Origin of the sequence: Pseudomonas entomophila, from assembly GCF_023277925.1 — a bacterium.
Taxonomy (GTDB): domain Bacteria; phylum Pseudomonadota; class Gammaproteobacteria; order Pseudomonadales; family Pseudomonadaceae; genus Aquipseudomonas; species Aquipseudomonas entomophila_D.
In genome coordinates, this window is sequence record NZ_CP063832.1 from 1,586,506 (window position 1) to 1,606,653 (window position 20,148).

Below are 20,148 nucleotides of genomic sequence, written 5' to 3' on the forward strand. Positions count from 1 at the left end.
AGTTAGTCTTGGCAAAACGCTAGCAAAGGGCCATGAACCTCGCCATTTTCTACCAGTATTGCCTGGTAGATCTTTGACGGAGCGATTGACAATTTACGTGGACAATCGACTCTAAGCTTTGCGGGGCAATGCCTGGGAGCTGGCGAAGCCTTCGATGCGCCGCGCGGGCGGCGCTCGATCTCATAGACGCAACATCTCTCTCACCAGGCGCCCTCCTTCACTGCGCCGGCGCCACCGCTGGCGGCGCCTCGTTGGTCACCCGCATAATCCCCCACAACCCCGAGGTATTCCCATACGCCGCATAGTCGCGGAACAGGTAATCCCCCGGCACCGCGTTGGCCCCGCCGGCACTCGGCAGCATGAAGCTGAAGTGCGCCGCCGGCAGCACGCTCTCCTGGGCGCCGATGTACATCGCCATCGGGTTGTAGCCGAAGCGCACCGAGCCAATGCCCGGCAACCCCATGGGGTAACCGTCCACATCGCTCTTCTCGGCCTGGTAATTGTGCAACGGCCACACGTGCCCATCGAGCTGGTAGGTCATGCCACGGCTGCCGCCACTGGGCATCACGATATGGTTGCGCAGCGGCTGCCCCGGCTTGGCATACAGCACCGGGGTCTGCGGATCGCCACCGACCAGGGCGTTGCTATACGCCATGTGCACGTTGGGAATATCCGCGAACCCAAGTCCGTCGGCACGGCCGAACGGTGCGTCCGGCGCCACCCCAAAGCGCAGCCACAGCGGCTCGGTCTTGTAGTTCACCGCCATGTTGCCGTTGTCCTGCGGGTCGCCCGCCGCGCCATTGCCCTCGGTATTGATGCCTGCCACCGGGCGACCATCGGCCCAACGCATGTTCAACGCCCGCTGCCACACCGTGACGAAGTCGCGGTAGTCCGGCTGGCCACTGACCTTCACCGTGGCCTGGGCGCGGCTGGCCGTGTCCTCGGTCCAGGTGGCGGTCTGCGGCAGGATGCTCATGCCCCCCACCAGGCCCTTCTGCGGTTGCTTGATGACATCCGCCGGGGTGAGGTTGAGGCCGCCGAACTCGATGGCGGTGGTGTTGATGTTGTCCACCGTGCGCCCCAGTTGCAGGGTCGGCTTGCCTTCACGCTCCAGGTGCCCGGCGTAGTACTGGTACACCTTGGTCGGCCAGGCGCCGCTGCCGCCACTGCGCGGTGGCACGGTCTGCACCGGGTTGAGGCCGACGTTGACGCCGTCCGACTTGGTGATGTCGTAGGCCAGCAGTTGGGCGTGCAAGCCCACATGGCTGGACGGGCGCATCAGGTTGTTGGCAAAGGCGGTGGCGCCCTCGCTGTCGAAGCGGTCGCGCTTGACCACGTTGTGCATCACCGCGGTGCTGGGCAGGTCCGGCATCACCAGCGGCAGGCGGTTTTCCAGGGTGATGCTGATGCAGTCGCCGGCGTTGGCACGCAGGATCAGCGGCTCCACCGGTACCCCGGCCTTGAGCTTGCCGGTGCTGGCGTCGAGGTCAGCCTTGCGCACGTACAGGATGGCAGTCGGGTCGTGCAGTGGCGCGCTGTGGCCACCGATGGTGAAGGTCTCGCCATCCTCCGGGTCGACCCCGCTGACCAGCGGGATGCTGGTGCGCCGGCTATTGAACACCAGGGTGCCGCCGTTGGCCTTGAGCGGGCCGCCGACATGCTGGCCGATCCCGGCCGGGTCGTTGATGCTCACCCCCTGGCGGTTCTCGAGGATGTCGTTGGCCAGTGCCGCCACCACTTCATAGCTGCGCTTGACCGTCGGCCGGGTGCCCACGCCAGTGGGGTTGGCCGTGGTTTTCGGGCAGATGCCGTCGAAGTTCACGGTGTTGCGCATGGCCACCGGCTGCGGGTTGTTGGGCAGCGCGAACAGGTCGGCGCGCTGGGCGGTGTAGTTGCGCATGATGCCCCAGATGCCGTTCCAGTAGCCCTCCAGGGCCGCATCCAGCGAATACAGGTAGTCACCGTTGGTGGCGGCGGAGCTTGAAATCATCGACACCGGCGCCATGAAGCCCAGTTGCTCGGAGATGCCGATCATCTGCGACGACTTCCACCCCGAGTTGGAGCTGTTGCCGAAGCCCGAGCCGTTCTGCAGCCACTTCACGCCGTGCAGGGTGACGTTGTGCTCTTCTTCATGGCCACCGGCGTGCATGCGCAGGCGCACGTTGTCGCCGGAATAGGTGCGCAGCATCGGCGTGAAGGGGTCGCCTGGCTCGCTGCCAGCCTTGTTGATGTGCGGCGGGAACAGCGTGGTGCCGCCTGTTGGACCGACCGCCTGGGTGATCGCCGAAGGTGCCAGGTTCATCGCTGGGATGGCGCGGTCGGTGCGGGTCTGCAGGGCGTAGGCCAGGTCGCCGCCCAGGCCGTCGGCCTGCATGCCGCGCTTGCCGTCGGGGCCGACCTTGTTGGGGTCGAACACGCGCAGGGCCAGGGGTTCGTTGCGGTAGTTGACGACGAACATGCCGGGGTCGTCCACCGAGATCGCCTGCGGGCACGGCCGGCTTGGGCAGCCGGGGTTGAGGCCGCCACGGGTCTCGACGATGGCCTCCAGCAGGTTCGAGGCCTTGCCGCGCACGGGCGGGTTGATGGCGTAGCGGAAGCTGTCGGCGGTGGCCGGATAGCTCTGGCCGTCGGGGATACCGTTGGGGCCGGCGCCCACGTACACACCGGCTTCATAGGCGTGCTGGAAGTCGCTGTACTCGAGGAAGAACTCGCGGTAGCTGTCGTTCTTGCCGTCGCCGTCGTGGTCGCCGGTCTGGATCACCGCCTGCCACGAGGTCGGGCCACCGTCCTGGCGGCTGGCCGGGTTGTACAGTTGTTCGCCGGTTTCGGCGTGATACCAGGTGGAGCCGGCCGGCTCGGCCAGCACGGTGGCATACAGGCCCAACTGCTGGTGGGTCGATGGGCCGAGGTGGTCGTGGGTGAAGATGGTGCCCAGGCCGCGGTCGACGTTATGCACGTTCACCAAGGGGTCTGCGAACCAGCGTTGCATGGCCGTGCGCGCACCCAGCCAGTCGGCCCGGCCGAAGCGCCCGAAGTACGGGTGCTGCTTGGCGTTCGGGCAGGCGGCGGTGCCGTCGCGGGCATCGCCTTCGGTGCAATTGTTGAACGCGCGGATGGCATGCACCCGCTCCACCACGCTGCCGGGCGAGAGAATCCCGTCCTCGTAGTTCCAGCCGTTGGCCGAGCCGTCGGCGGCGGTCAGGTCCCACTTGGGCAGGTGGATATGCTGGCCGATCACGTCGGTGGGCGTGCGTACCTGGTAGTCGTCCATCTCGTAGAACGATGGGATCAGGTTGGTGTGCACGTACTGGGTGCAGTCGAAGGTGTTCATGCGCAGCACCATCGGCTCTGGTGGGCGCTGCTTGGTGATCACCGGCCAGGCGTCCTCCCACAGCGCCAGGATGCGTGCCTGCGGGAAGTGGTAGCCGACTTTGTTGTACACGGCGTCGAACTGGATGTTGGCGGCCTTGTAGATACGCGGCCGGTCGGCGGTGAAGGTGGACGAACCGCGGAAACTCATGCCGGTGAGGTTTTCACCGCTGAAGAACTCGCCAATGCCCGAGGACTGGGTCAGGCGCTTGCCACGGTCATCCATGCACGGCTCGTAGTACGGCGCGCCCGCCGTGGGCAACGCGCCGTTGGTGCGGAACGCCTTGGCCACCGGCGAACTGCCGGGGATCAGGGCGAAGCTGGGGTGCTCGGCCTTGGCATGGAACTGCATGGCCGCCTGCTCGACCTCGGTGCCCTCTTCAGGCAGGTAGATCGGCTTGGCCTTGTGCACCACCTTGGAGAAATCCAGCTTGGTGGTGGTGGTCACTGCCTCGCCGCCAGCCGACACGCCATCCAGCGCGTGGCGCCCGAGGCCGCCGTCCCAGCCATCGACCTGATTGGGGTCGAGGTTGGCCCACAGCGCCTTGCCGCTGTCTTTGAGCTGGCGCGCCAGGGCCGGGTCGAGCATGTCCAACGGCGGGGTCGGCGGGCGCTGGCCGACGCTGCTTTCCATGCCGCCGATCCAGAACGGGTAGCCGGGGTTCTTCAGCGAACCGTCGGCGTTGCGGTTGGTCTCGCTGCGGTCGACCAACGCCAGGGAGCCGACAGCGCGTGGCGTGGCAGGCGCGTCCGGGTGGTCATCGCCCTCCTCGCCCTCGTCATGCTCGGCCACCAGGGTTTCGGACAACTTCGGCACCACGGTCACGTTGCCGGGCATCGGCGCCATGGCCTTGCCGGGCAGCGGCACGATGGCCGGGATCGGCGTGCCGGCAACGATCTCGCCGTCCGGCAGTGCCCGGGCGCCCGCAGCGGGTTTGCCGTTACGCAGGGCAAACGGCGTGCTGTGGTAACCATTGGCGCCCTCGCCGCTCACCTCAAGGCGAGTACCCGGCTCGAACACGTCGTGCACCCGCCACATGGCCCACATGCCCTGGGCGAAGTGCGGGTAGAAGTGGCAGTGGTAGATGGCGTCGCCCGCCACGCGGTTGCGGTTGCCCGAGCCGCCGTTGGCGATTTCATAGGTGTAGCCCACACCCGGCCCGATGCCCTGGGCATCGATGTAGTCAGAGTTGTCGTCGTTGGGGTTGAACAGCCACTGGTGGCCATGCAAGTGGAATATGTGCTGCTCGTGGCCATTGTGGGTGTTGCGGAACTTGGTGAAGTCGCCGATGTAGCTGTGGTGCACGTTGGCCGGCTCGGCTGGGTACAGGGCCATGGTCGCCTTCACACCCGTCGCGCTGGCCGGCGGCACTTCGCCTGGGCGGATGTGCTCGAGCCCGACGTTGGCCGGGATGTCCACCAGCGTGCCGATGTCGCCCACGGTATGGGCGCTGAGGAAGAACTCTTCATAGGCGCACGACAGGCAATCGTGCATCGGCCCCACCCCCAGCCGGTTGGCCACCACTTCGGCGCCCATGCCGCCGGCGGCGTAGTTGATCATGAACGAGTCGCGGGCCGGTTCCAGCACATGGCCCATCACCGGGTCCGCCCAGTAGCCGGGGAAGGCCTGGGTGCCGGCCACTTCATCGGCGAATTGCGCGGCGAAATCACGGAACGCCTCCAGCCGGTTGGGCAGCGCCGGGTTGCGCTTGCCCACGCTTTCCAGGGGGTAGGTGGCTTTCGGGAAACTGCCGTCCGGGTTGGGGCCCATGACGATGGCATCGGTCTCGCTGTTGAGGATCTCGTTGCCGTCGACCATGGCGATGATCGGCTTGCCGGCCTTGCCTTCGGCGATCCACGGTTCTGTCTGCGGGTAGCGCGCCGCGTAGTCGATCACCGGCTGGCCGGTGGCCGTGCGCCCAGTGGTGGCCAGGCGCATTTCTTCTTCGGTGAGGGTGTTGCGGTAGGTGCGCCCGCCTTTCGGTACCACCACCACCTGGCCGAACAGGCCGTTGGCGACGTTGCCGGCGTTGCCCTCGCCACCGAATGGCGCGCCACGGCTGGACACGGCGAAGGCGCCTTCGCGCTCGGCGTACAGGGTGTAGCTGCGGGTGCTGCCCGGGGCGACCAGGAAGTTGCCGTTGCGCCCGGTGTTGGCGGCGATATCAGCGATGCTATTGACCGCCTGCATGCCGTTGACCTGGAAACCGGTGTGGCGGTCGGTGACCTGCTGATCAGCGACGAAGTGCTCGTCACCCTCGACCTCCGGCACCTCGGCCTCCTGCCCCTCTTCGCCTTCAGGTTCTTCTGGGTGGATGCCGTGCTTGTTGGGGTTGGCCTGGTAGGCCAGCAGGTTGGTCAGGTTGACCGTCAGGCAGTCGCCTGCGGCCACCCGCAGCACGATCGGCCGCGGGCGCTTGTCCGGGCGCAGGGTGACCTTGCCCGGCACCGCCGCGCCGCCCTTGTTCAAGGGCACCTGGTGCTCATCCACCACGTCCTGGCGCAGGGCGAACATCATGCCGTTGGCGTTCTGCGCGCCAAGGCGGTTGAACATCAGGGGCTGGTCCAGGGCCACCACGTTGGCCGTCAGCGTGCGCTGGCACTGCACGGCGGCCTCGCCGCTGGCCTGCCAGCCCAGCAAGGCCAACAGCAAGGTGGACAGAACAGGGCCTTTGCACGGGGTCGACATGGGGCACCTCCGGAGGACACGGGGACTCTGGAGGGGTGGGGAGCAAGTCTTATGCCACGAAAATAGGCATTGATTTTCAATGGCCTGAAACGACAAAGGCAGCGCACTGGGGCCTATTCCCCAGCCGCTGCCCCTGAATCGGGTGAAGCTCAGCTAACGGTGTGCCCGGCTTTTTTGCCGGCCTGCTCCAAGCGTTGCATGAACTGCTCGGGCGGCACCGGTTGCCCCAGCAAGTACCCCTGCAGCGAATCGCACCCCAGGCGGGTGAGGAAATCCTGCTGACGGTCGGTCTCCACGCCTTCGGCGACGATACGCAAGCCCAGCGCCTGGCCCAGGGCGACGATGGCCGAGACAATCGCCGCATCGTCGCTGTCCTGCTCCAGGTCGCGGACGAAACCACGGTCGATCTTCAGCTCGTTGGCCGGCAGGCGCTTGAGGTACATCAGGCTGGAATAACCGGTGCCGAAGTCGTCGATGGACAGGTCGACGCCCATGTCGGACAGGCGCTGCAGCACTGTCAGGCTGGCGTCGGCGTCGCGCATGGCGGTGGTTTCGGTGATTTCCAGGGTCAGCCGGTTGGCCGGCAGGCCATTGTCGTTCAACGCCCGCGCCACGCTGTCCACCAGCCCGGCATGGCAGAACTGGATCGCCGACAGGTTGACCGCGATGCGCCAGTCGGCGTGGCCCTGGTCCATCCACTGGCGCATCTGCCGGCAGGCTTCGCCCAGCACCCACTCGCCAATGGGGATGATCAGGCCGGTCTTCTCGGCCAGGCCGATGAAGCGGTCCGGCAGCATCAGGCCATGGTGCGGGTGCTCCCAGCGCAGCAGCGCCTCGGCGCCGATGGGCTGGCGCGCCGCTGCGTCGAACTTGGGTTGGTAATGCAGGCGGAACTGGCCCTGCTCCAGTGCCGTGCGCAGGTCCTGCAGCAGTTGCAGCTGCTGGCGCGCATTGGTGTTCATCGAGGCGTCGAAGAACCTGTAGCCGTTCTTGCCGGCGCTCTTGGCGTGGTACATGGCGGCGTCGGCGTTGCGCAGCAGTTCGTGCTGGTCGGCGCCGTTGCCCGGGTACAGCACGATGCCGACACTGGCCGTCAGTTGCAGGTCGTGCTCGGCCACGCGGAATGGCCGCGACACCAGGTTGACCTGCTTGACCGCCACGCCCATGGCGTCGTCCGGCTCGCCCAGCTCGACCAGCAGCACGAACTCGTCGCCGCCGATCCGCGCCAGGGTGTCCTGGCTGTGCAGGTGCCCGCGCAGGCGTGCCGCCACCGCCTTGAGCAGCAGGTCGCCGACATGGTGGCCGAAGGCGTCGTTGACCGGCTTGAAGCCGTCCAGGTCGATGAACATCAGCGCGAAGCAGCCGCCCTGCTCGGCTACCCGGCCAATGGCCTGGTCGATGCGGTCGGCCAGTAGCGTCCGGTTGGGCAGGCCGGTCAGGGTGTCGTGCAGGGCCAGTTGAGTGAGCTCCTGGTTGGCCAGGGTCAGCGAACGCGCCAGCTCCGCCGTGCGCGCCTCCAGGCGGGCATCGAGCACCGAGGTCAGCAGCGCCACCGCCAGCACCGCCAGGGTGGTGATCAGCACCAGGTAGTCCAGGCCATCGCCGGCCAGGCCGTCGACCAGCGCACCGCAGTAACTGCCGGTGGGGAAGTTCGCCGCAGCCATGCCGGTGTAGTGCATGCCGACGATGGCGATGCCCATGACCACCGCCGCCAGCCCCCGGAACTGCCGCACGTAGGGCGTGTGCTGGCGCAGGCGGAAGGCGATCCACAGTGCGGCAGCCGAGGCACCGACGGCGATGGCCAGCGAGGCGCCGAACAGTGTCGGGTCATAGTCGATGCCCGGCTGCATGCGCAATGCCGCCATACCGGTGTAATGCATGCAGGCGATACCGCTGCCCATGATCAGCGCGCCAAAGCCCAGTTGCATCAGTGGCAGTTTCGGCTGGCTCACCAGCCACAGGGCAAAGCCCGAGGACGCCACCGCGATCAATAGCGACAGCGCCGTCAGCGTGGTGTCGTAGCCCAGGCTGATCGGCAGGCTGAACGCCAGCATGCCGATGAAATGCATCGACCAGATGCCGATGCCCATGGCGAAGGCGCCGCCCAGCATCCACAGGTGCACCGCCCGGCCCTTGGCCGTGGCGATGCGCCCGGTGAGATCCAGGGCCGTGTAGGAGGCGAGAATGGCCACGCACAGCGAGATCAACACCAGCGAGGAGGAGTAGCTACCGATCAGCATGTGCACACCCAGGAGCAGGCCACGGAAGGGCCCAGAAAAAGCCGATGATTGTACTCAAGCTTTGGCGAAACGCACGGGGTTTTCACGCGGCGTAACGGATCCAATCAGGGGGGTTCACCGGGCAAGATCAGGCATATGCAGCGAACGCCCGAACCAGATGGTCGATCACCACGCGCACCCGGGCGGTGTGGCGCAGGTCCTGGTGGGTCACCATCCACACTTCATAGGGCTTTGCCCGTGTGAGGTTTGGCCAGAGCCGCTGCAGGCCGTCACGCAGGCCAAGCTCCACAGGGATTTCACCAATGCCCAGGCCCTGGCCGATCGCCCGGCGCAGCATGAGGCTGGCATTGGCCGCCAGGACCACCCTGCCCTCGCCGATGGGCACGTCGACCAGGGCGGGCCGGGCCTGGTCGCGCCAGTACGGCTCGTATACCACCAGTTCATGGCCCGCGAAACTGCCGACGGCCGGCACGCCCCGGCGCTGCACATAGTCCGCCGAGGCGAACAGCCCCATGGTCCAGCTGGCCAGCTTGCGCAGGACCAGGTCGGGGTTGTCCGGGCGCAGGTTGCGGATGGCGATGTCGGTTTCGCGCTGGGACAGGTTGACGACCTCCGAGCTGCCGCTGAGCAGCACGCGGATGTCGGGGTATGCCTGATGCAGCTCGGCCAGCGCCGGGATGACGAAATCCTGGGCCAGGGAATCGGTGGTGGCGATGCGCACTTCGCCGGCCAGTTCGTTGTCGGCGCCGCCGATGCGCCGGGTCAGTTCGAGGGCGGCCTGCTCCATCTTCAGCGCCGCTTCCACGGCTACCTCGCCGATGGCGGTCAGCTGGTAGCCGGCCGGGGTGCGCAGGAACAGGGTCGAGCCCAGGTCCGCTTCCAGCGCCGCCACCCGCCGGCCCACGGTGGCCTGGTCGACCCGCAACACCCGTGCGGCGCGGCGCAGGGTCTGTTCGCGGCTCAGGGCCAGGAGCATGCGGGCGTCGTCCCAGTTCAAATGATTCATTCCTCGCGGGGGTGTGCTGGCCGTATGGGCCTGTTCGCCAGCAAGGCTGGCTCCTACAGGGTCATGTTGCCTGAAGCAATTTCGCAACGCTGCGCCGCAAAATCGCCGCGCGACCCCATTGTGGTTGTTCCCTACCCTGTCATCCAGCGGGCCAACCAGGCCCTTGTTCAGAATGACAGAGGTGCCCATGCGTCACATCATCCCGTCCCACATGACCGCCATCGACATCACTCAACCCGGTGGCCCGCAGGTCCTGCAACCCACCACTCGCGAAACGCCGCGCCCAGGCCCACGGGAAGTGCTGGTGCAGGTCCATGCCGCTGGCGTCAACGGCCCGGACCTGCTGCAACGCAAGGGCCTGTACGCGCCACCGCCCGGCGCCTCGGATATTCCAGGCCTGGAGATCGCCGGCAGGGTCGTCGCCGTCGGTGAACAGGTCAGTCGCTTCGTCATCGGCGACGCGGTCATCGCCCTCGTGCCGGGCGGCGGCTACGCAGCGTACGCGGTGGCCGACGAGCGCACCAGCGCACCGCTGCCGCATACCCTCACCATGGTCGAGGGCGCGGCGCTGCCGGAAACCTTCATGACCGTCTGGGTCAACCTGTTCCAGCGCGGGGGGTTCAAGGCGGGCGAATCGGTGCTGATCCACGGTGGCGCCTCGGGCATCGGCACCACCGCCACGCAACTGGCCAAGGCCTTCGGCGCCTCGAAGATTTTCACCACGGTCAATGGGGCCGGGCAACAGGCCGCCAGCCTCGACCTGGGCGCCGACCTGGCCATCGACTACACCCGCGAAGACTTCGTCGAGCAGGTGCTGCGGCATACCGACGGCCAGGGCGTGGATGTGATCGTCGACATCATCGCCGGTGACTACGTCGCCCGGAACTTCAAGGCCGCGGCCATGGATGGGCGCATCGTGCAGATCGGCGTGGTCAAGGGCCCAGCCACCGAAGTGGACCTGTTCCCCCTGCTGGTCAAGCGCCTGACCCATATCGGCTCGACCCTGCGCGCGCGCAGCATCGACGACAAAGCCTCGATCCTCGCCGATTTGCAGGCCAGGGCATGGCCCCATGTACACAGCGGTGCGGTGAAACCGCTGATCCACGCGACCTTCCCGCTGGCCGCCGCGCGCCAGGCCCATGAGCTGATGGAGTCTGGCCAGCATATCGGCAAGGTGGTGCTGAGCGTGGCACACCAGGGCTGAAGCGATCAGCCCAACGCGCCACTGCCCAGGGCGATCCTGATCGCCTGGGCGGTGGCGGCCACGCCAACCCAGGGCCCGCCCAGTAGCCGTTACGGCTGCTTTCCGGCTTGGTCTTTCAGTATCGAAGCTCGCGCCGCCCAGGTTTTAGGGAAATCCAGAAGAAGACTTCCCAAGTCGGGTGACGGCCTCATGGGCGACTATTCCTTTACGAAATGCACCTATGTGAAGTCCAGACAAAGCAAATGTCTTCACTCAACCTCTAGGGTATGTACTGCGCATTAACACTATGCACATAAGAAGTTCTCCCTTGAATAAATATTTTTAGCGCAAAACTTCTTGGAGCATAGGAGGTGGTCAGCGTCCACGTTATCCCTTCGTTCAAGTAAACCAATCTACCGAGGTCTGGCCTCGACGTTAACCACGGGACATCATCAACTTCCAACTTAGCCTGTAAAGCAAGATCGCGTATAGGGCTGCCAGGCCTAGGCTCAACCGACAACGCAAGCTCAGTATCTTCACGAAACAATACTGGGTGAACGCCATCGTAGGGTTCACCATTAACCTTGATCTCTAATTCATCAAGAAATCTTGCCGACGCTAGCACTATATTTTCCCAGCTAAAACCCTTGAATCCCACCATATGAAAATCAAGTCCAAATAGGCCACTGGTGCCCTTCTTACCACTGATCTCCCATTCCAACCCCTCCTCCGTCATACAGCGTTCTTCGCCGTAGTCCGGCTCGACTTCCACATTCACCTTAGGCAGGCCGCCTTCCTTGAAGCCCAGGCTGACGGGGCCATCCCCCAACAGCAGCGCACTATCACGTTTCGGCTTGACTTTTAGAGAATATTTTACGCCTCGTAACAGTATCGGTTTCAACGGCCAAAGCACGGTACTGAGTGTGACATTCACTTCATCAATCAAGTTTTCCGACCGCAATATCGCGTCCCTCGAGACAGTCGTCACGAACCCCGGCATTTGAATATCAAGTCCGAATGTACCCCTGGCCGTACCCTTTACCTCCCACTCCAACCCGCTTGCGGTCAGGGCCCTCTCTTCCTTGTAGGGCGGAGATGCCGGCACCTGACTCGCGTCGGTCAGGCTTTTAGCTATGAAATCCAATTTGCATTTTTCGCCCAGGCTCGCCAGTGGGCTGCTGGGCTCGACCCTGATCTTGCGCGACTTCTCTAGATGGAAGATCAACAGATCATTCCCCGTATCGCCATCGACCATCACCGTCACTTCGTCACTTAAATTCGGTGACAGCAGCACCACCCTCGTCAACGTCGTCTTGCCCTCAAAGCTCTCGACGTGAATCGCCAGGCTCAAGCTGCCACTGACGCTCGCCCCCGTCAGTGTCCAGCTCAGCCCCTCTGCGGTCATTTCCTGCATGGCGGCATAGTCTGGATTCGCGGGTACCTGCCCTTGCTGCAACTCTTCGCTGGCAAAGGTGATCCAGCCCTTGAGCGTTGTGCCTCCCAAGCCACTGTTCGGTTGCGGCTTCAGCTTGATCATGAGCGGTGTGTTGCGACGCAAGACCAGCATGTCATCGCCTAACGGGATATCACTGTCGTCGATGAATACCTGCGCTTCCTTGTCCAGCTCGCTGAACAGCGCCAGCGCCTCTGGTAGAGCCAGACCAGCGGTGAAGCCAGGCATCTCGACCCGCAGGCCAAAGCGGCCGCCGTTACCCGTGATCAGGGGGGTGAGCGCCCACTCGACGCCCCCCTCCGTTACCTCGCCTGTCTCGCTGCCGTAGGCCGGGATGGCGGGCGCCTGGCTTGCCGGGAAGCGGCTTTCGATTTCGTTGAAATGCAATTTGGCGGTCAGTTTCATCTGGGCCAGCGGGCTCCCTGGCTTCGGCACGATGCGTACGGCCTTGGCCACCCCACGGTGGAAGATGGGCCACTGAACCTGCGGGTCGACATCGACGTTGAGCTCGGCTTCGTCAGCCAGCTGGGTCGACATCTGCACCCCGGGCAGCTGAAATGGCATCTCAAGCTCCGGCACTGTCGCCTCCAGGGCGAACACGCCACTTTCGGTGCCGCCAGTCACATCCCAGCTGAGCCCGTCCACGCCCATCACCTGCGCACCCTTTGGCATGAAATCGATGCCCAGTTGCTGGCTCTCCGCTCGCCAGCCCAACGTGACCGACTTGCCGATAAAGTAACTCGTGTCGAGTTTGGGCTTGATGACCAGCTGGTACTTGCCCGCGCGGTTCAGGCGCATCCCCAGCGCCGAAGGTTCCGTGACCGGGCCATCCAACGCCCGCAGCTCCACCGTCAGCTCGTCAGCCCAAGGGCTTTCGAGAAACGCCAAGATCGTGACCTCTTGGCAGCTCGACTGCTGCAGCGCATCCTCGCAAGTGGCCGTGAACATCAAGCCCTTACGATCCCCCACTTCTTCCGCCGTGGGCTTGTACACCAGCTTCGACTCACCGCTCGCGTCGGTCGGGATGCGCTGGTACTCCTTGCCTGCGAGGTACCACACCACCATCGCATCCTGCAGGGCGTGTGACTCATCGAAGGGGGTCTTCACCGTGGCCGTCAGGGTGGTGCTGTTCCCGCTCTCGACAATCGGCACGATCCCGTCCCATGTCAACTCAGTGATGCCGTGGCGAAAGTGGCCCACGCTGGCTTCGATCAAGTACTTGGGCGCCTGCCAGTAGCTGCTCAAGGCTACCGTCACATCACCGGATTTCAGGTGCTCGCCAGCGCGCGCCGACAACTGCCACTTCGTGCCATCACCAGTTCCCTTTCTCTGTGCCTGCTGGCGTTCACCGGCGAGCAGAACCTGGTAGCCGTCTTCCCCATCGCCGTCATCGTCGACAAATTGAGGGGTAGCGCTCAAGCCGTAGCCGCCTGGAGCAGTGTCACTGGGCGCCACCCAGCGCAGCCCGAGTTTCTGCCCTATCCAGCTACTGCCATCCGGCGCTCTGACTTGCAGCTCATGTTCGGCACCGTGACACAGCTTCAGCGGCGTTGTCGTCTGGACGACATCCTCGGAGCCATCCGGCTTGAACAGGACCAACCGCAAAGGCGAAATGGCCGCTTCGTGGGTTTGGAGTGAAGTGAGCGTTTGGGGGACTTCGTTCTTGGTCATTGCGATCTCCGGCCGGCGTCTGCACCGTGTGACGAAGACCTTAGCGAACGTGCCTGGCCAGCGAAACTGGCAGAAATGCTAGGTATCCAGCCTGTGAAGGCTCAGCTGTTCCCTGCCCGAGGCGTGGTCGGCGTGCATCCTGCGAGGTGTTTTGGCCGGCAACGATCGTGAAATGCGAGCAGAGCACGCTAGCCGAGCGCAGCCGGCGTATCGACGTCGCGCAATACCCCGGCGTCGCTCACCTCGACCACCCGCCAGTGTTGCCGATGCCGTTGCAGCACCGAACGCGCGCCCGCGTCACCCGCCAACTGGGCCAGTTCAGGCCAGTAGCTGCGCCCGAACAGCACCGGATGCCCATTCTGCCCCTGATGACGTGGCACCACGATGGCCGTTGCACTGGCCGCTTCGATCAGGTGCCGGAAGGTCTGCGCCTGAACCCAGGGCATGTCGCCCAGCACGATGGCCACGGCTTCGGCGGCGCAATCGTCGAGCGACGCGGCACCGGCCGCCAAGCTATGGCCCATGCCATGTCCCGCCTCGGGGCTGGCGACGATGCGACAACCCGCGGGCAGCTCCAGGTCCTCGCCCTGCTCGCCAGCACGCAACACCACGCGCACTTCGTCGAACACCGCCAAGGCGCGTTCGACACTGTGCTGCAACAGGCTGCGGCCATCGGCCAGCAACGCGCGACGCTTGTCAGCACCGAAGCGCGAACCTTGCCCCGCCGCCAATACCAGCGCGACGACGCTCACAATGCCTCGCGGGCAATGCCACTGCGGGTACGCAGGATATCGGCGAGCACTGCCAGGGCGATCTCGGCCGGGGTCTTGCTGCCCAGGTTGAGGCCAATGGGCGCGTGGATGCGTGCCATCTGCGTGTCGTCCAGCCCGCCGATACGGCGCAGGCGCTCGCGGCGCTTGGCGGAGGTTGCGCGCGAGCCCATCACGCCTATATAGAAAGCTTCGGTCTGTACGGCTTCGAGCATGGCCAGGTCATCGATCTTCGGGTCGTGGGTGAGCGCCACCACCGCAGTGTCGCGGTGGCAGCCACCGTTGGCGATGAACACCGACGGCAGCTCACGGCGGATTTCTACCCCGTCGAGCACCACGTTGTCCATCACCTCGTCCCGGGGGTCGCACAGCACCACCTCGAACCCCAGGCCCTTGCCGAACTCGGCGCAGAACTGCGCGACGCTGGAATAGCCCGCCAGCAACAGGCGCTGGGCGGCGCCGACGCGCAAACGCACCCGGCCCTCGCCCTGCTCCACCCGTGGCCCCTGGCTGTGGTCGTCGCACACCTGGCGTTGGCCGGTGCTCAGGTCGACCTCGCGCAGCAGGCGACGGCGCCCGCGCAGCGCCGCCTCCAGTTCACCGAGGTGGGCCTGGGTGGCACAGTCGCCGGGCAGGTTCTCCACCAGCACGTCGAGGATGCCGCCACAGGGCAGGCGAATATTCGAGCGGCTGTCGCTGCCGTCGCCATAGCGCACCACAGCCACCGCCTCGACGAACTCGCCGGCGGCAACGCGTTCGAGAAAGTCCTCCTCGACGCAGCCCCCGGACAGCGAACCGACCCAGTGCCCGTGATCGTTGACCGCCAGCAGCGAGCCCGGCGCACGTGGCGCCGAGCCGTAGGTGCAAAGCACCGTGCACAACCAGACGCGCAAGCCATCGCGCGACCACTGCGCCGCCTGTTGCACCACCTGCAGGTCAAGATGCTGCACGGGTCAGTCCGCCTTCAGCTGGGCCAGCTGCTCAGTGGTCAAGTCGCCCGGCAGGCCGCCCCAGGCTTCGCGCAGGTAGTTGACCATGTCGGTCAGTTGCTGGTCGTCGAGCTTGTCGGCGAAGCCCGGCATCGGCTGCATGCGCTCGAAGCCGGTGAACTGCTGTTCACGGATGCCATCGACGATCGCCTTGACCAGGTTGCGCGAGTCGGCCTGGCGCAGGATGGTGTTGCCCTGCATGGCCACGGCGATGTGCGGCTTGCCCTCGCCTTCGCCGCCATGGCAGCCGGCGCAGACGTTGAGGTACTGCTGGCGGCCGCGCTTGGCGCTCTCGCCCAGGGTTTCGTGGGCGACGGCCTGCACCACCTTGGCCGCCGGCGGCTGGTCGCCCAGCAGGTAGGTGGCCATGGCCGACAGGTCGCTGTCCTGCAGATGCTGGGTGCTGTGGTGCACCACCGGGTACATCTCGTTGAACATGCTGCCCTGGGCACTCATGCCGTGCTTGAGGAAGGTGGCCAGGTCGGCGTGGTTCCAACCGCGATCAGCCAGGTCCTGGGCCAACAGGCTCGGGGCCAGGTAGCCCTGCAGCAGGCCACCGGTCAGGCGCTTGTCTTGCTGCAGCGCACCAATGGGGTTGCGCGGGGTGTGGCACTCGCCGCAATGGCCGAGCACCTCGACCATGTACTGGCCGCGCTTCCAGGCCTCGCTGTTGCCCTTGCCCTCCTCCAGCCGCACGCTCTTGCCGTACAGCATGTTCCAGCCCATCAGGCCCAGGCGCACGTTGAACGGGAAGCTCAGGCTGGTCTCTGGCGCCGGGCGGTTGATCGGCGCCACGGTCTTCAGGTAGGCGTGGATGGCGTCGGCGTCCTCGCGCGGGATCAGGTGGTACGAGGTGTAGGGCATGGCCGGGTACAGGTTGGCGCCGTCCTTGCGCTTGCCTGCGGTGAGGGCGGCGAAGAACTCGTCGTCGCTGTAGTTGCCGATGCCGTACTGCTTGTCCGGGGTGATGTTGGTGCCGTAGATGGTGCCGAACGGCGAATGGATCGGCAGGCCGCCGGCATACGGCGCGCCGCCTTCGGCGGTGTGGCAGGCCATGCAGTCGGCGGCGCGGGCGAGGTACTCGCCGCGCTTGACCTGTGCCGGGTCATCGGCCTGGGCGCTGAAGGCCATTACCGCGCCGATAGCCATCGCCAGGCCACTCAGAACGTGCTTCATGCTCAACCCTCCTTGACCAGGCCGAGGTCGCCCAGCACTTCGCGGGTGGCCTCGTAGTAACGCACATAGCCGGTGCAGCGGCACACGTGGTGGCCAAGGCTGGCCTCGATGGCGTCCTCCAGCTGGCTCTTTTTCAGCGGTTGGCGCTGGGCCTTCTCCACCAACACCGTGGCGGCGTTGACGAAGCCGGGTGCGCAATAGCTGCACTGGAAGGCGAAACGGTCGACGAACTTCTGCTGGACCGGGTTCAGCTCGCCAGGGTTGCCGGCCTCATCGAGCTTGGCGTGGCCCTCGATGGTGCGCACTTTCTTGCCTTCGAAGTAATGCGCGCCGGTGATGCAGGTGCGCACCTCCTCGCTGGTGCCGTCGGGGTTGTCGACGATCACCACGCAGGCGTGGCAGATGCCCTGGCCGCAGCCCAGGCGCGAACCGGTGAGGTTCTGGTATTCGTGCAGGTAGTCGATCATCGCCAGGTCGTCGGGGACCACTTCGGTGACGACAGGTTGACCATTGAGGGTCAGTTGCAGCTTGCGGTCAGCCATTGAGGGCCTCCTTGACTCGGGCGGGGGTGATGGGCAGGTCGCGCACGCGCTTGCCGATGGCGTGGGCCACGGCGTTGCCGATGGCGCCAACCACCGGGATCATCACCACTTCGGCGATGCCTTTGGAGGGGTCGGTGGGTGACAGCGGCGGCAGGATCTCCGAGGTCTGTTTCCACACCGCCACATGTTTGGCCATTGGCAGGCGGTAGCGGTTGAAGTTCCAGTCGCCCTCGCCCGGGCCGCCCTCGTACAGCGGCATTTCTTCCAGGAGTGCGTGGCCGATGCCCATGGCGATACCGCCTTCGAGCTGGCCCTTGACCAGCTCCGGCACCAGCACCCGGCCGCACTCGACCCAGCTGTGGTGGTTGAGTACCGTCACTTCGCCGCTGCCCTTGTTCACCTTGACCTCGACGAGGGTCGCCACCGGGCTGTAGTAGGTGACCATGGCGTTGTTCAGTTGGGTGGCCGGGTACGTGGCGTTCTGCCGGTCCAGCAGGTGGAAGCCGTTGCTGTTCATCTGCGCTTTCTTGGCGTTTACCGCGCCGTCGCCGTACTTCACCGCCACGGCGTCGAGCGGCAGGCGTTCGCGCACGCCGTCGATGACGAAGTCGGCCTCGGCCCAGCTCCAGCGGTTGAAACCGTGCACGCTGACACCGGTGACCAGGCCCATCTCATGGGCTTTCTTGGCCAGCGTGGCGAATGGAATGGGCGCCAAACCGTTGCCGGTCAGCTCACCGTTGACCCACACCGCGTTCTCGCGGCGCACCACCAGCGGGTTGGCCTGGCCGCCATACGGGCCTTGGCTCCACAGCGCCATGGCCGCCGGCCACAAACCGTGGTTGAACAGCACGCGGGCGGCTTCGCGGGTGGCGTGGCTGAAGTAGAACGCCGAGTTGGTCGCCGACGACGGCGAAGCCAGTTTGCCGACCCAGCGCGGGTTGCGCAGCGCGGCGTCCTGTTCGGCCTGGCTGATCAGGTACGGGTTGCCGCTGGTGCTCAGTTGCAGCTCCGGCCACTCGGTCTGGGCGGTCTTCACTTCGTCGGCGACACGGCCGAGGAAATCGCTGACCACCAGGGCTTGCGAGGTCGACATGCCAGTGCCCAGTTCAGTGCCGATATGGCGCAGGCTAATGCGCCCATCAGCGGTGAACTCGACGGCCGCCATCGGCGCCTCGGAGCCGGTGCCGAAATCTTTCTGGGTGATGGCGAAACCAACCCCATACCAGTTGTCGTGGTCCTTCTTGTCCTCGGCCTGCTTGCGCGCATGGCGGTTTTTCCACCAGTCATGCTCGGCGGCCTTGTCGAGGATTTCATGCAGGCGCAGGGCACCGGCAGGCACCGCGCCCTGGGTGTTCTTCATGCCCGACTTGAGCGCGTTCTTGCGGCGCAGGTCGATGGCGTCAACGCCCAGGCGGTCGGCGATCTCGTCGACCATCATCTCGGTGGCGGCCATGCTCTGCAGGGTGCCGTAGCCGCGCATGGAACCAGCCTCGACGCCGCGGGAATGATAGGCGGTCACCGACAGGTCGTTCTGCGGCATGTAGTAGATCGATTGCGCCGCAGTGGCGCCCACGGCGGCCACCGACGGGCTGTAGTTGATGCGCCCGCCGCCGTCGACGGTCATGTCGGCGCGGAAGATCTTGAAGCTCATGTCCCGCTTGTCGACGGCCAGCTGGTAGCGGATGTCGAACGGGTGGCGCTTGATGCCGCTCTGGAACTGCTCGTAGCGGTCGTTGGCCAGGCGAATCGGCACACCGGCACCGTACAGGGCGGCGACGGCGGCGTAGAACACGAAGATGTTGTTGTCCTTGGAGCCGTAGCCGACGGTGTAGCCAGGGTGCATGTTCAAGTGCTTCAGGGCGAAACGCGACGGCTTGATCATGTGCACGCATTCCTGCGCCACTTCGAACGGGCACTGGGTGGCCACGACGAAATGCAGGGTGCCGGTGGCCGGGTCGTACCAGCCGTTGCCGTTGTCCGGCTCCAGCGCGGCGGGCTCGATCGACGGGGTCTTGTAGCGTTCGTCGAACAGCAGCCAGTCTTCGGGCGGCTGCTTGAGCTGCTCGTCGATGCGCTGGGCGTAGAACATGCCCTGCTCGGTGAGGGTGCCGTGCTGCTTGGGCTCGGCGGTCCATACCGGTTTGCGGGCGAGGATGGTGGGGAACAGCATGGTGTTCTTGAGGCTCGAGTACTCGTCCTCATCGAACGGCGTCTTGCCGCCCACGCGCACGAAACGGAAGCTGCCGTAGGGGTCGCGCTGGTACAGCGGGGCCTGGGCGCCGTAGCGGATCGCCTTGTCGTTGAACTGCAGCTTGAGCTTGGCCTTGCGGAAGCGTTCGAAGTCGTTCCAGATCAGGATCGCCACCGGGTGGCCGATGAACATCGGTACCTGGCCGGGCGGCAGTAGCGGGTCTGGCGAATGGGCTTCAGGCCAGGCGATGCCGTCCTTCTTCAGGTCGTCGGCGGTGACGATGCGGTCGGGCTGCAGGTCGGCGCCGAGCAGCGACAGGTCATGGCCTGCGTAGATGCGGTCGGCCTTGGTGGCCTTGAGCAGCATGGCGTGGCCTTGCTGCTGCGGCCAGCCGGGCATGTCCTTGGCGCGGATGTCGCGGGCGAAGACTTTGTTGCCGCAAACTTTGGACAGCGCGTCGTTACGGAAACGCGCCTTGCCGTCGTGGTTCATCCACTTCTGTGGCGAGGTGGTGACCTTGTTTTCCATCAGGGCGGCGAAGGCCTGGCTGCCCAGCGGGGCCAGGGTCACGCCGACACCGGCGATCAGCCCGCCTTGCAGGAACGAGCGCCGGGAAATATCACGGTTGGACATGGTTGATCCTCTGGGCGGTCGGGCGCCGCCCATGCTTTGTTCTGGTGCTGTGAGACACGGAGGGCGCGCAATTTCACAAAATCTGACCTTTAAGTCAAGATACACGGCTTGTTACATGCGCTTAAAGTCAAGCAGACAACTTGTCGCGGGCTGGGGAATTGGCTTCGGCTTTCAGCGTGTGGGTTTGGGGTTTTGTGGGCATATCCATCGGCGATGGAGACGCTGATTCACCTTTG

The 20,148-nt window shown here is 65.3% G+C and carries 10 protein-coding genes; 1 reads left to right on the top strand and 9 read right to left on the bottom strand.

What is annotated here, in order from left to right; all coding sequences use genetic code 11:
* Positions 1–217: 217 nt before the first annotated feature.
* From mnxG to IM733_RS06985, 3 genes are all read right to left on the bottom strand, one after another.
* Positions 218–6,058 carry a manganese-oxidizing multicopper oxidase MnxG gene (mnxG, locus tag IM733_RS06975; protein WP_248920168.1) on the bottom strand — a complete coding sequence of 1,947 codons (5,841 nt, stop codon included), beginning with the start codon at positions 6,056–6,058 and terminating at the stop codon, positions 218–220.
* 149 nt (positions 6,059–6,207) lie between these two features.
* Positions 6,208–8,298 (bottom strand): putative bifunctional diguanylate cyclase/phosphodiesterase, encoded by a 2,091-nt coding sequence (locus tag IM733_RS06980; protein ID WP_248920169.1) that lies wholly within the window; start codon positions 8,296–8,298, stop codon positions 6,208–6,210.
* 127 nt (positions 8,299–8,425) lie between these two features.
* The gene (locus IM733_RS06985; RefSeq protein WP_248920170.1) at positions 8,426–9,295 is read right to left on the bottom strand and encodes a LysR family transcriptional regulator; all 870 of its coding nucleotides are present in this window, start codon (positions 9,293–9,295) and stop codon (positions 8,426–8,428) included.
* 220 nt (positions 9,296–9,515) lie between these two features.
* Here IM733_RS06985 and IM733_RS06990 point away from each other — a divergent pair, with 220 nt between their 5' ends.
* Positions 9,516–10,508 (top strand): NAD(P)H-quinone oxidoreductase, encoded by a 993-nt coding sequence (locus IM733_RS06990; protein ID WP_248921136.1) that lies wholly within the window; start codon positions 9,516–9,518, stop codon positions 10,506–10,508.
* 259 nt (positions 10,509–10,767) lie between these two features.
* On the opposite strand, the gene IM733_RS06995 is transcribed toward IM733_RS06990, so the two are convergent.
* From IM733_RS06995 to IM733_RS07020, 6 genes are all read right to left on the bottom strand, one after another.
* Positions 10,768–13,611, bottom strand: a complete 2,844-nt coding sequence (locus IM733_RS06995) for a hypothetical protein (RefSeq protein ID WP_248920171.1) — start codon at positions 13,609–13,611, stop codon at positions 10,768–10,770.
* 188 nt (positions 13,612–13,799) lie between these two features.
* Positions 13,800–14,363, bottom strand: a complete 564-nt coding sequence (locus tag IM733_RS07000) for a nucleotidyltransferase family protein (protein ID WP_248920172.1) — start codon at positions 14,361–14,363, stop codon at positions 13,800–13,802.
* Positions 14,360–15,331 carry an XdhC family protein gene (locus IM733_RS07005; protein ID WP_248920173.1) on the bottom strand — a complete coding sequence of 324 codons (972 nt, stop codon included), beginning with the start codon at positions 15,329–15,331 and terminating at the stop codon, positions 14,360–14,362. Before IM733_RS07005 ends, IM733_RS07000 begins: the two co-directional genes overlap by 4 nt.
* A 3-nt stretch (positions 15,332–15,334) precedes the next feature.
* The gene (locus tag IM733_RS07010) at positions 15,335–16,546 is read right to left on the bottom strand and encodes a c-type cytochrome (protein ID WP_248920174.1); all 1,212 of its coding nucleotides are present in this window, start codon (positions 16,544–16,546) and stop codon (positions 15,335–15,337) included.
* A 2-nt stretch (positions 16,547–16,548) separates the two neighbouring features.
* The gene (locus IM733_RS07015; protein WP_248920175.1) at positions 16,549–17,088 is read right to left on the bottom strand and encodes a (2Fe-2S)-binding protein; all 540 of its coding nucleotides are present in this window, start codon (positions 17,086–17,088) and stop codon (positions 16,549–16,551) included.
* Entirely contained in the window at positions 17,081–19,912 is a 2,832-nt protein-coding gene (locus tag IM733_RS07020) for a xanthine dehydrogenase family protein molybdopterin-binding subunit (RefSeq protein WP_248920176.1), read from the bottom strand. Before IM733_RS07020 ends, IM733_RS07015 begins: the two co-directional genes overlap by 8 nt.
* Between the last annotated feature and the right edge of the window lie 236 nt (positions 19,913–20,148).